We start from the raw sequence: 13032 nt of genomic DNA, 5'->3' as shown, positions 1-13032 counted from the left end.
ACGGTGGAGTCCCCACGGCCCGGACAACGCCCAACTCGCCTACGAGGCACGGCCACCGGGGCCGATGTAGCTCATTGTGTTAGCCGTTCTTAGCCAAGGGATCACACCGCAACCGGCGTCTCCGCAACGCCGCGGCCTTCTCTCTGCTACGCGGCCTGGCCTATGGCCTGGGCACCGGCATCGCCGGAGTGCTCGTGTACTGGCTCCAGCAATACCTGTAACGCTCGGCCGTTGTGCTCCTAGGTGTCGGGCTGCTGGATGGGGGTGGGTACGGCGGGCTCGGGTGCGGGCAAGGTGGTTTCGCCGGTGCTGCGGCCTCGGTGGGCGGCCTGGCGGCAGGAGGTGCTGCAGTACAGGCGGGCCCGCCCGGTACGGGCTTCCGCGTCTCCCCAAAGATCTCGGGCGCCCACCGAAAAAATTCGGCGGGCGCCCGCACTCGACTGTTATTCCTAGGGCCTATGTTTCGTCACGCAATTTCGCGGAGCTTCTGAATGCTTGCGTTGCAGGCCAATTCTGGACAATGCGCAATCAGGCGCGAGTGCGCTTCTCTCACGAATGTCACGAAGGACGCTTTCAGTGCTTCTGAATCGACGGTTGTGCGCCATTCACTATCGGACGAAGTGATCGCGATGACACGCTCCTCTTGTTGTAGGTGGATGACTCTGTCGCTTTCCGTGAAGCCGATTGCTGCGTCTTCGCCCGAAGAGAGGCGGTGCAATGCAAAGCGCAGGCTCAGCGCCAAGTCCACCAGTGGCACGTGGCTCTCGCCGGACATGACCGCGACTCCGTCGACCACGAGCCTCGGGCGTACTCCGAAGTACTTGTAGCGAAGGCTCATTTCGTCGATGGTGGCCGGCTCCGTACGATACACGCTGTCCCAGGTTTTTTGCCACCAGGGCGATTCGGGGCTCGGAGTCTCGAATGAGAACTGAATCACGGAATCCTCCGCTTCCTGTTTTCCATTTCAGATCGGGAATGCGGTCACGACTTTACCTTCGTTAACGACGACGCGGATGGTGGTCAGAGGGCCACCACCATTTTTCGGCCCTTGCCTACCGACCGGAAAACCAAAGTCCCAGTCATACAAGAAGCCGGGGCGCGGCTCCTGCGTTTTCGGATCGGGGGTGTTCTTCTTCGGTGTTCCCCGGTTGATGGCGTCCGCTATTCGCTGGCGGACGACCTTCTCCTTGCCGATGAGGATCCCGGCCTCGGGGTCCACCAGAGCGCCGCCCGGCCGGTGCCGATCGAGGATATGCTTCCAATCCCCATTCTCCAGCGCTTCCACTCCGCACAAGCCACTCGCATTGTGGACGAGTACTGGAGTCGTGCCCGCCAATACATAGTACGTGTGGATGTTCGCTACGGTGAGGTTGTAGGTCGTCCGCCGCTGTGCGTAAGAGCGGTTTTCCTGCACCCGGACCGTGGATTTGTCGTTGCTGAGGAGGTCCATCCCCGGCTTGAGCGCCCCAGCCTCGACCCATTGATGCTGCGACGGGCTCCAGAACGGGTGTTCTTCCGTCGCCGTGAGCGTCTGCGGTCCTGCTCGGGTGGCGATCGTCAGTTCGTTGAAATGCTTGTCGTCTTGGGTGACGATCTGGCGGACTACCTCGCGGACGGCGGTATATCCGGTTTCCGGGTTGGTGGCAAGCACCTTATCGCCCGGCTGAACATCCTCGATGTTCTCATTTGACCCGTCTCCCATGCGGACCTTGGTCCCGGCCGGGAAACATTTGGTGCAGGTGCGCTTGAGAAGTTTCAGACCGTCATATGCTTTTTCAAGGGACTTGAGTTTCGCGCCGATGAGTGCCTCTGCCACCAGTGGCCCGCAGTTGGCAAGGTCCTGGTTGTCCAGGCATGTCTGGAGGTTACCGATGCCGGTGAGTTCCGCAGTGATCTTCCAGAGCGGCCTCAGCGCCTCGAAGTATCCGGGGCCGTCGGAATAGATGCGGCAGTAGATGTCGTTCTGCTGGCACCAGCGGGCGAACTTCTGTGGGTCGCAAGGGAGATACGCGAACCCGCAGCGGTACATCTCACGGGCACGTGCTCCGTTGTCGTTGATCTCCTTTTCCTTGGCCGCGACGGCAGCCTTCCGCTCGGCCTCCAGCTCTTCCTTCGCTTTGGCGATTGCAGTGTTGAACGCCGCGTCGGCGTCCTTGAGGGCTGCTTCAGCGCTCTTGCCCGCCGCGACCGAAGACTGGCGGGCCTGTTCGGAGTAGTACCAGGCAGTGGACGCGGAGGCCTGGGCCTTCTCCGCAGAGAGGGTGGCGTCGGTGGCGGAACGGGCGGCGTCGGCTGCGGCGGCGTCGGCACTGTTGGCGGCCTTGCGTGCGGTCCTGGCGGACTCGGCTGCCTTGGCGGCGGATGTCTCGGCGTCCTTCGCGTACTGATCCGCCTGCTCCGCGTACTCTTTGGCCTCGTCCGCGGAGTCTTCGGCCTTCTTGGCCCAGTCGGCTGCTTCGGTGGCGGCCTTGCGTGCCGTTGCGGCGACCTTCTGGGCCTCGGCCGCGTTCTGCTGTGCCTTCGCCGCGATCTTCGCGGCTCCGAAGATCATCTGCTGGACCTGGGCGACGTGGGTGGCCGCGAGTTCGTCCTTGCGCTGTGCGGTGAACTGGCCCGACGCAATGAAGGCATGCAGGGCTTGTGGGGGCCCGGCAAGCGCGATGCGTGCCGCAGACTGCACTTCGGGGCCGCCCGAGGCGTGCAGCTGAGCCGCCTTGACCCGCTCGTCCTCGGTGCGCTTGGCGTTCTGCGTCTCGGTGATGAACTTGCTGTACTGCTTCGGGTCACCGCTGCTCAGAGCCGCTCGGCCGGCTTCTGCGAGGACCGGTCCTGCTTGGGAGATGATCTGCGCGATCTCCACCCGCATGGGCTCGGAGCCGACTTCGTATTGACCGTTGTCCACGAAGTCGGCGACGGCGGCGGCGTCGCCCTTGAGGGCGGCCTCGGCGGCGTCACGCACCTCCTTGACCGCGCTCTCCTCGGCCAGCCGCTCGATGTAGGAGCGGTTCTCCTGCTCCTGGGCGTTCTTCCAGCCGTTGCGCAGCCAGTCGATGACGACCTCGTCCGGGCCGGCCAGGGCCGCCTCCGCTGCGGCACGCCCCCAAGAGGTGCCGTTCTTCATCGTCGACACGGCCAGTTCGCGGCCCTGATTGGCGACCTGCTGCAAGTCCGCACCGGCCTGGGCGGCCTCGCCGACCAGCCGGTCGCGCTCGGCGTCCCGGTCCTTGACGCCCTGCTCAAGTTTCGCCTGAGCTGCGGTGCGTTCTTCGTCCTCGGCTTTGAGGTCCTTGACCCGCTCGATCCCCGCGTTGGTTCGTCCCAGAAGCTCCTCGGTCTCGATCTCGCGGGCGAGCTTGAAGACGGTCCGTGCCTTCGCGACCGCGTCGACAGCGGTGTTCGCGGCGCTGGTGGCCGCGTTGGCGTGCGCCGTTGACTTGGCGGCGGCTGTCGCGGCCTCTCCGGCGTGGTCGGCGGCGTCATCGGCGGCCTGGGCTGCGTTGCGTGCATGGACAGCCGCTGATTTCGCAGAGTCGCGTGCCTGCCCTGCGGCTGTCGCGGCCTTGCGCGCGAGAGCTTCGGCGGCAGCCGCCGCGCGGTTCGCTTCGGCGGCGTGCCGCTTCGTGGCCGCGGCGGCGGCCCTGGCCTGAACGGCAGCCGCACTCGACTGATCCGAGTATGCGCTTGCTTCCACCGCCGCGTTGGCGGCGGCGTTGGCGTTGGCACCGGCGCTGATCGCGGACTTGGCCGCGTCACCGGCCGCCGTGGCCGCGTTGGCCGCCTGGTTGGCCGCTTCCGACGCCTTGTCGGCACCCTCGGCCGCCGCGCGAGCCGTACCCGCCGCCTTGCGTGCCGCATCCGCCTTGCTCGCGTCCGTGGCAGCAGCCGCAGCGGCGTTCTGGGCCTCGGACGCTGCCTGCGAAGCACCAGCAGCTGCGGCAGCGGCCTGCGATGCCGCGTTGGCGGCGATACGAGCAGAACTGTTGGCCGCGCGCGCCGAATCGATCGCTTTCTGAGCTGCCTGTGCCGCCTGTGACGCCGCCTTGGCGGCCCGGTTCGCCGCGCGGCCGGCCGCGGCCGTATCGGTCTTGGCCGCCTCGGCCTCCCGCGCCGCCCGCTGTGCCGCTTCCTTCGCCAGTTGTGCGGCCTCGACCGCGTTGGCGGATTCGGCCTTGGCTGCGTCGGTCTCCTTCGCGGCCTGACGCCCGGCCTCCTTCGCCTGCTCGGCGAGCTGCGCCACAGTCGAGTTTTCCTGGTCCCGGGACCGCGCCACGTACTGGCCGACCTCAAGGAACTCCCGGATGTCCTCGGTCGTGCCCCTCAGGGCCAAACGGCCCGCCGCCAGCACGTTAGCCCCGCCCGCACTGATGATCTGAGCGACCTGGACACGATCGTCCTGCGCCTGCTGCGCGTACTGCCCCTCGCTGAGGAACTTGCGCACATCATCGGCCGTGCCCTGCAGTGCGGCACGACCGGCGGCCTGCACATTGGGGCCAGCTGTGGCAATGACCTGCGCCACCAAGACCCGTTGATCCTGCTCCAACGGGCCCTGCCAACCCGTGGCAAGGAACGTGTCCAGTTCCTCGGGGGAGCCTGCTAGTGCCCGTCGTGCAGCGGCAAGCAACTCGGTGCCCCCGACCGAGGCGAGCTGAGCGGCGCCCACCCGGTCGTCCTGGAACTCAAGGTCATCCGCAGCAGCCAGGAACTTCTGCACATCTGCGTCGGTTCCGATCAGGGCGGCCTCAGCAGCGGCCCTGACACCCGGGCCGCCCTCCTTCCAGTAGTCGACGACGTGACCCCGGTCGACCAGTGCGAACTCGGCCGAGTACTCCTGTGCCGCGCTCTCCTCGGTGGACGATGCCACTGCGGCCGGAACTGGACCGGCGGCTATCAGTCCCATCACCAAGGACATAGCCAGCAGGGGCGGTGTCACTACGCGTCTCAGACGCGAGGACGCCCTGGCCGTTCTCGGCCCATTCTTTCTCAGACTCACGGTCTTCCCATTCGGTGTACGGATCTCTCGGGTCTTCTGTGAGGCGAACTGGTTCGCCTTCTACGCGCCCAAGATCAGCGGACGTGAGCATATCCGCGTGGGCGTCGAGAGAAGCCGAGAGGAGCGGGTGACTCTGCCAGGGGTTGGAAGCCGAGCATCAATGCCTGAGCCTGAGATCTGTTCGTACTGTCGCGCTTCCCTCTGTAGATCAGACATGAAAAGTACACTTTGGGTATATTTTGTAAGGCATCCACAGGTCGGACATCTGATGGTTTGTCCCTCGATGGGGCCTGCTATCCCTGGTCGAACCCATGCACCCCGATGCAATCCCTGCTATTCTCGGCACGCTCACCGGGGGGCGACGATGACGCACGGCGGGTACTGGCGAATCCAAACGCGGAAGCCGTCGGGGTCAAGTATCGAAGTTACTTCACAGCGGTTGCGGTGCGCTTCCTGCTTGTCGATGGCTGACGCGCACAGTCCCCCACGGGATTAAGCAGTTTCGACTCCGCTGGAAGGAATACTTGTGATATCGCGTGCACGTAGGAATCTGGCCGCAGCCGCTGTGGCTGCCGCCACGACAGCCGCCGTGGCTTTCGGTGCCTCTGCCCTGGCGTCGGCCGACTCCCCGGCCGCACCCAGCGCAACCAGCGACGAAATGCCTCTTCTGGTCGAGGATTTCAACTACCCTGGCGCGGACCGAGTCCTGAAGACTGAGGGCATCAAGCTCAAGCGCGGCGATGGTCACATCACCCTCGCCGAATGCGGGCGTACGACTGGCCAGATCATCGCCATGACGGTTGCAGACGGGTCCGTCGGCAGAAAAGGCGAGTACTGCTTCGAAGTAAACGCCAAAAGCGGCTACCTTACCCTGGAATTGCCTCGCATCTTCGCCTTCGAAGCAGGTGGCCAAGCCATCAAGGCGAGCCTCACCGCAGAAGGCCAGACCGAGACCGTTGCCATCCCCAAGGACGGCTATAAGAGCGTCGGCGAAGGACTCCCTGGAGGATCACAGTCCGTCCTGGTCGAGATCCGTGTAACCGGCTGACCTCTCCTCTCCTGGCGCAATGCCAGCCTCGCTGGCACAAGAAGCCGCCAGGCCGCTCTTACCTTCTGGCCACTGACAGCCCAGAAATTATCCGGCACACGGCCCCGCGTTACCCCCACCGCAAGCAAGACGGTGAACGCGCCTGGCGACACCTTCGGTTCCATGGTGAGTGCGGTCCCCGCCGCCTGCGGAATTCGCGGAAACCACTGTGCCCGTGGACGACGAGACCAAGGGCCTTTTCGGCGAGACCGCAGACCCCTGGAGTGAAGCTTCACGCTCCTTGTGCTGTCGGCCACGAAGGAGCTCTGGGGCCCACGCCAGAGAACGTGGACATTCACGGAAGCGGCGTTACAGCCTCGCTCGGCCGGTGGGTCTAAACGGTGTGCTCTGGTGAATTTGCAGCTAACTCCATATCTATCTCCTCTCACATACTTGATCGGACCCCGTATCCCGTGCCCAGAACAACTTCCCGGACGGCGCTGCTGAGCAGCCTGCTCGTCACCGCCCTCGCCGCTGGCGTCGCCACGGCGCTGCCCGCCCAGGCCATTACCGGTGCCGCGGCCGCTGATCAGGCGGCTGCGTTCACGGCTCGCATCGACATCGGCAACAACGACCGCACCTGCTCCGGCGTCCTGGTCGACGCGCAGTGGCTGCTCACCTCCGCCACCTGCTTCTCGGCCGACGGAAAGCCCGCTGCCGGCGCGCCCGCCCAGATCACCAAGGCCACGATCGGCCGCAGGGACCTGACCACCACCGCCGGCCAGGTCCGCACGGTGACGCAGCTGGTGCCGCGCGCCGACCGTGATGTGACGCTGGCCCGTCTGGACAAGCCGGTCACCACCATCACCCCGGTCGACATTGCCGCGCAGGCCCCGGCCGCCGGCGCCACGGTGACCGCGGTCGGCTACGGGCGCACCAAGGGCGAGTGGTCGCCGCTGAAGCTGCACACCGGTGCTTTCACGGTCGGCGCCACCAGTAGCAGTGACCTGCCGCTGGTCGGGAAGGGTGGGGCCACGCTGTGCGCGGGTGACACCGGCGGACCGCAGTTGGCCGCCAAGGGCGAATTCTTCGAGCTGGTCGGCATCAACTCGCGGTCCTGGCAGGGCGGCTGCTTCGGCGCCGATCCGGCCGAAACCCGTACCGACGCGATCGGCGTCCGCGTGGATGACCTGGCGGGCTGGGTGGGCAAGAACCGGCTGGCGACGATGCACGCCGATGTCACCACCGTGGTGACCACCGCCGACTTTAACAATGACGGCCGCCCCGACGTGGCCGCGATCACCGCGGACGGCAACCTGCACGCCTTCTACACCACCGCTGGCGGCACCCTGGTCTACGGGCGGGAGCTGTGGAAGCACGACGGTAGCTGGGCCCGCAAGACCCGCATCTTCGGCGGTGACTTCAACGGCGACGGCAATGCTGACATCGCTGCCATGAACGTCGACGGCGTTCTCTCCCTCTACCCCGGCACCACTGCCGGTCCGCTGGCGAACGCGATTGCCATGTGGAAGGACGACTCCTGGGGCTCCTTCCCCAACATCGCCACCTACCGCGCCAAGGGCTGGACCCGCGACGGCCTGGTCACCGTCGCCCCCTCCGGACGCCTGTACGCCTACCCCACCGCCGCCTCCGGTGCGCTGGACGGCACCCGCACCGAGGTCTGGCACGACGACAGCTGGAACAAGAAGCTCATCACCTCCGATGACTTCACCAGCGACCAGCTCAACGACATCGCCGCCATCGGGCAGGACGGCGCGCTCGGCCTCTACACCGGCAACACTCAGGGCAAGTTCGACTACTTCGGCCAGATGTGGCCCGATCCGTCCTGGGCCAGCTTCCCCGTCATGATGGGCGGCGACTACAACGGCGACGGCAAGGCCGACATCGCCGCCATCAACTCCGCCGGCGGCCTCTACCTCTACCCCGGCGACGGCAAGGGCAAGTTGTCCGCCCGTACCAGCATGTGGCCCGCCATCGGCTAGTCCCACTTCCCCAGCGGTGCCTGCCGCCCACCAGCGGGCCGCACCCGGTCGCGGCCCGCTTTGCCGGAGTCACCGCGCGTGTTGAGCTGCGGGCCGTGATGGGCCCCGGACGTCTGCGCCCTGGGGGCCTCTCCCTCTGACATCTTTGATCGGATCCGGTATTCCCGTGCCCAGAACAACCTCCCGGACAGCGCTGCTGAGCAGCCTGCTTGCCACCACTCTCGCCGCCGGCGTCGCCACCGCACTTCCCGCCCAGGCGCTCGTAGGCTCCCAGGCCACGGCCCAGGCCGCCGCGTTCACCGCCCGCATCGACATCGGCAACAACGACCGCACCTGCTCCGGCGTCCTGGTCGACGCGCAGTGGCTGCTCACCTCCGCCACCTGCTTCTCGGCCGACGGAAAGCCCGCTGCCGGCGCGCCCGCCCAGATCACCAAGGCCACGATCGGCCGCAGCGACCTGACCACCACCGCCGGCCAGGTCCGCACGGTGACGCAGCTGGTGCCGCGCGCCGACCGCGATGTGACGCTGGCCCGCCTGGACAAGCCGGTCACCACCATCACCCCGGTCGACATTGCCGCCCAAGCCCCGGCCGCCGGCACCACGGTGACCGCGGCGGGATACGGGCGCACCACGAGTGAGTGGTCGCCGCTGAAGCTGCACTCCGGCGCCTTCACCGTCGGCGCCACCAGCAGCAGCGACCTGCCGCTGACGGGCACGGACAAAGCCTCGCTGTGCGCCGGTGACACAGGCGGCCCGCAGCTCGCGGCCAACGGCAGCACTCTGGAACTGGTCGGCATCAACTCCCGGTCCTGGCAGGGCGGCTGCTTCGGCGCCGATCCGGCCGAGACGCGTACCGACGCCGTCGGCGTGCGCGTGGACGATCTGAAGTCCTGGATCGACACCACGGTGGGCGCCACCGAGATCGCCGACTTCAACGGCGACGGCATCGAGGACATCGCGATCGCCGACGCCAAGGCGAACGTCGGCGGCGATACCGGGGCCGGCCTGGTGCGGATCGTGTACGGCGGCGGCAAGGGCACCGCCCAGATCGACCAGGACCTTGACTGGGTGTCCGGCGGCGCCGAGCCGGGCGACGGATTCGCCACCGCGATCGACACCGTCGACTACAACCAGGACGGCTACACCGACCTGGTCGTCTCCACCCCCGGCGAGGACGTCGACGGGGCCACCGACGCGGGCATGGTCGACATCCTCTTCGGCGCCCGCAGCGGCCTGGGCACCGGTGCGGTGAAGGCCAAGCACCTGGAGCAGGGCGCGGGCACCGGCGCCCTGCTGTCCTCGGCGTCCGAGGCCGGTGACCACATGGGCCAGTCCCTGGCCGCCGGCACCACCGCCGCGGGCCGCCCGTGGATCCTGATCGGCGTGCCCGGTGAGTCCGTCGGCACCGAGAAGGAGGGCGGCATGGCCTTCTACGTCTACGACGACACCAGCCGCACCCTCCACCAGGACCTGCCAGCCAACGTGCCCGGCGCGGTCGAGGCCGGGGACAGGTTCGGCGCCGCCGTCGCCGGGGATGAGAACTTCTTCGCCATCGGCGCGCCCGGCGAGGCGGTCGACACTGCCACCGACTCCGGCACCGTCGCCCTGTTCAGCCACACCCTGGACGCCGACGGCCGGCCCACCAGCATCGGCGGAATGGACCAGGACAACAGCGCCATCGTCGGCGCCGCCGAGAAGGACGACGAGTTCGGCGCCGCCCTGGCGATGACCTCCTACCGCGCCACCGCCACCGCCGCGGCCAACACCTCCATCCTCGCCATCGGTTCGCCCGGCGAGACCACCACCTCCGGCGGCAAGGACCGCGCCCAGGCGGGCCGCGTCGTCCTGGTGCGGATCAACGCCGACAAGACCTGGAGCTATCTGCGCGAACTGCGCCAGGGCGAGGCCGACGACACTGTCAGCGGCACCTCGGAGGCCGGTGACCGGATGGGCGAGAGCTTGACCGCGATCAACACCACCCCGCGCAAGGCCGCCACCGCATCCACCCTGCTCGTCGCTGTCGGCACCCCGGGCGAGGCCATCGGCACCGAGACCGAGGCCGGCGCCACCCACGTCTTCGGCATGATCGGCGCGGCCGGCGACAACGATGTATGGGTCCAGGCCGGTGACAGCGCCGGTGTTCCCGGAACTCCGAAGTCCGGTCAGCGGCTCGGTGAGAGCATCCACTTCACCGGCACCCGCCTGTATGCCGGCATGCCCTACGGGCCCGCCGCCTATGGGGCCCTGCACGCCCTGCCGATCGGCAACGTCATTCCTGGCAACGCCAAGGCCGCGGTGACCACCTACCAGCCCGGCACCGGCGGCCTGCCCGCCACCGGCACCACCTTCGGCACCGCCGCACGCTGAGCACACACGGCCGGTCGGCCCCGCACCCTGGTAGCCGACCGGCCCTACGGGCTCTGACGACACCGTCATGAACCGTGCACTCTACCCGACCCGAACACGAATTGCGCCGGCGCCGCTTCGCACGCCTGTTGTGGGAAGCAGTGCCGGCGTTGGTGCGGCCAGATACAGGACACGCATAGCTTCCGTGCAACCTGACCGGGTGTCTCGCGATGGTCAGCAAACCGCCTGGCCCGTGCGCCACACGGGGCCGGCGCCCGGCCTCGCCTCCGGCTCAGTGACAGCTGTGCCTCCCGCGAGTGTTTGTGCCCCATCGGCCGCAACGCCAGCAAGGCCAGACGGTCCATGCCTCTTCAAAGACCGCCATGACGCCCGCTCTGGGTCACGAGGCGTGTCTCGCGCTCGCCTCACCTACGCCGGGCCTCAGGCAGGCTGGATGAGGCCGGCCTTGCCGTAGATGCTCGCCTTGCGCTTTCCGTCGTCACCGTCCGAGGCGAAGCCCATGCCGAGCTCGAAGACGCCCGGCCGGGCGAGGTCCGGGATGTGCACGCCGAGGCCTTCGGGCTCGCGGAACTTCAGGGTGTAGGCGGCCGTGGTGTGCAGGGGGTTGACGTCCTTGTCGAAAGGAACGGGCGGTGCGGGGTCGAAGGCGCCGGTGGCGAGGTTCACCGCGGACAGGAACGTGTTGCCGACACCCGGCTCGGAGATCACCACTGCTCCACCGGGACCCGTACCGTCGATGTCCTGGGTGAAGCCGTAAGAGTTGCCGTGCAGCATGTAGAGGTAGCGACCCACGGCGGCGTAGCCCTGCAGATAGGGCTTGCCGTAGGTGGTGAGGGGCCAGCCGGGCAGAGCGGTCAGGGACGGTTCGCTGATCGTCGCCAGCGGCTCGCTGAAGATCCCGAGGCGGGCCAGGTCCAGGTCGTGGATCTGGTACTTGTAGCCGTTGTCCGTGTCCTTGTAGCGGATGACGAGACGGCCGTAGACCGGGTCGATGGTGGTGCTGTTGCGTGTGGAGCCGGGCACCGGGGTGTACTTGGCCAGGGTGGGTGAGGTGGTGTCGAGGACTTGGCCGTTGACGAACGGGAAACGTGCCAGACGGGTGCCGCGACTGGACACATTGCCCTTTTCGTCCGTGACTTCGACGCTGTCGGCTTCGATCCACAAGTAGGCGCTGCTGCCGACCGGTTCGACACCGATGTTGGCGCCGTGCCCGAACCCGCGCAGATACATGTGACCCAAGATGTTGCCGTCCATGTCCCACTTGGTGATCGTGAGATCACCGCGCCGGTTGCGGTCGGCGCTGGTCACCGGCGCGCTCTCACCGGTTAGTTGACGGCCTGCCTGCATCACCTGCGCCAGGTAGATGTGACGGTTGACGTTGTCGTAGCCGAGCGCCTGGATGATGGTGGCATCCTGGGTGGCCTTCTCGCGTATCCATCTCTCCGAGGGGCTGTTGAGGTCGATCCGGGCCGAGGGCACCAGCAGGGCGGAGCCGTGCGCGGGGTAGGTGGCAGCCGAGGCCGGGGCGGCGCCCAGCGATACGGTGGCGGCGGTCAGCGCGGTGGTACCGGTCCACGCGAGCAGGGAACGACGGCTGGGACGCGAAGGCGTTTCATTGGTCATAGCCGCTATCTAAGCTCACACCTCCTGCTTCACTTACGCGGCTGTCCCGGCCCGCGCGTTCACGCTGTGCCGGGCGGAGCGGTCTTTCCCCTGGTGCACGCGCCCGTCTGCCGCATCCCGGCAGGTGTGCGGTCTTGGCATGCTCAGCAGATCTCGAGGACCTTGGCGGCCGCATCGGAGAAGCGAACCGCATACGGAGGGGCGTTGCTCATCCGCGCCTGCCGCGGAGCCTCCGTCGCGTCGACGAAGTCGCTGTCGTTGTAGCCGAAGGCGACAAATGCGTCAGGGGCCGGCGCGGCGGCGACGCGGCCTTGCCACGCCTGTACGACCTCCTACAGAGCGGTCAGGGAGAAGGTGCGCCGCGATTTCTCGAGGGCGGCCGCGTACGCGCGCTCAAAGACTGGCGCCCAGGCGGTGGCGCGCTTGTCGGCCACCCAAGTGCACGCCCCTTGCCTGATCCGGCACATCGGAGTACGAACTGTCCATGCCTTCCAGTCGAATCCCTGATCGGATTCTTCGGCAGATATCCGTGGCGGCACGGGAGTGGGCCCGCGAGTGGAGTGATCCTTATCCACGTCATGGAAAAGTTGTCTCCACGACTCGGCCCGCTGTGATGCGTCAGATGTATGGCGGCGGCGTTACTGCACCCAACGAACCCGTATACCTGGTCACGTTTGAGGGGTGCTTCTTCCTGCAAAAGGAAGAGGGGGCGGAGCCCCGGACGGGCACCTGGGCGGCTTTGATGATCGATCCGATTCTGATGCGCGTGACCACTTACACGGTGCGGCCTCCGAATATGGTTCCGGAATTCCCTCTCACCGTCCTGGGTGACGTCCGCGAGTTGGACCTGGAGTGACGGGTGAGTTGATGCCGCGGTGGAAGCCTACGGTCTGGACACATAACGCACACCGATGCCTCAGGGGCAAGAGGAAGGCTTCGTGAATGTCGGCTCGGCGTTCCCAGCGGACGCGGAGTCGTCGGAAGCCGTGGAGCCAGGCGAAGGTCCGCTCTACCACCCAGC

General features: G+C 67.1%; 8 protein-coding genes. 4 read left to right on the top strand and 4 right to left on the bottom strand.

All coding sequences use genetic code 11. The annotated features are described in order from the left end of the window. Positions 1–466: 466 nt before the first annotated feature. Together ABZ877_RS39270 and ABZ877_RS39265 are read right to left on the bottom strand one after the other, a co-directional pair. Positions 467–937, bottom strand: a complete 471-nt coding sequence (locus tag ABZ877_RS39270; protein ID WP_361081369.1) for a hypothetical protein — start codon at positions 935–937, stop codon at positions 467–469. A 27-nt stretch (positions 938–964) separates the two neighbouring features. Then, entirely contained in the window at positions 965–4909 is a 3945-nt protein-coding gene (locus ABZ877_RS39265) for a polymorphic toxin-type HINT domain-containing protein (protein ID WP_361081365.1), read from the bottom strand. Between the two features lie 646 nt (positions 4910–5555). On the opposite strand from ABZ877_RS39265, the gene ABZ877_RS39260 reads away from it, so the two are divergent. The 3 genes from ABZ877_RS39260 (at position 5556) to ABZ877_RS39250 (ending at position 10388) form a co-directional block, all read left to right on the top strand. Continuing rightward, entirely contained in the window at positions 5556–6038 is a 483-nt protein-coding gene (locus ABZ877_RS39260) for a hypothetical protein (RefSeq protein ID WP_361081362.1), read from the top strand. A gap of 452 nt (positions 6039–6490) precedes the next feature. After that, positions 6491–8020, top strand: coding sequence for a trypsin-like serine protease (locus ABZ877_RS39255; protein ID WP_361081359.1), 1530 nt, complete (start codon positions 6491–6493; stop codon positions 8018–8020). A 166-nt stretch (positions 8021–8186) separates the two neighbouring features. Then, entirely contained in the window at positions 8187–10388 is a 2202-nt protein-coding gene (locus ABZ877_RS39250) for a trypsin-like serine protease (protein WP_361081356.1), read from the top strand. Between the two features lie 420 nt (positions 10389–10808). Here the strand turns inward: ABZ877_RS39250 and ABZ877_RS39245 are convergent, their stop codons facing one another. After that, a complete protein-coding gene (locus tag ABZ877_RS39245) occupies positions 10809–12011 on the bottom strand; it encodes a teichoic acid biosynthesis protein C (protein ID WP_361081353.1) in 1203 nt (400 codons plus the stop codon). Positions 12012–12495: 484 nt separating this feature from the next. On the opposite strand from ABZ877_RS39245, the gene ABZ877_RS39240 reads away from it, so the two are divergent. Next, a complete protein-coding gene (locus ABZ877_RS39240) occupies positions 12496–12867 on the top strand; it encodes a hypothetical protein (protein ID WP_361081372.1) in 372 nt (123 codons plus the stop codon). Here the strand turns inward: ABZ877_RS39240 and ABZ877_RS39235 are convergent. Further along, on the bottom strand, positions 12827–13032 hold a 206-nt coding region (locus ABZ877_RS39235), incomplete at its 5' end, for a transposase (protein WP_361081351.1). The genes ABZ877_RS39240 and ABZ877_RS39235 overlap by 41 nt on opposite strands.

It is taken from the genome of Streptomyces sp. NPDC046939 (assembly GCF_040644575.1).
In the GTDB taxonomy this organism is placed as follows: domain Bacteria; phylum Actinomycetota; class Actinomycetes; order Streptomycetales; family Streptomycetaceae; genus Streptomyces.
The sequence above is the reverse complement of the archived record's forward strand: the minus strand, read 5'-3'. Positions and strand labels throughout refer to the sequence as shown.

Excerpts from the sequence above, each read along its gene's own strand:
- ABZ877_RS39240 (WP_361081372.1), top strand. The coding sequence starts at position 12,496 with ATGCCTTCCAGTCGAATCCCTGATCGGATTCTTCGGCAGATATCCGTG.
- ABZ877_RS39245 (WP_361081353.1), bottom strand. The coding sequence starts at position 12,011 with ATGACCAATGAAACGCCTTCGCGTCCCAGCCGTCGTTCCCTGCTCGCG.
- ABZ877_RS39265 (WP_361081365.1), bottom strand. The coding sequence starts at position 4,909 with ATGTCCTTGGTGATGGGACTGATAGCCGCCGGTCCAGTTCCGGCCGCA.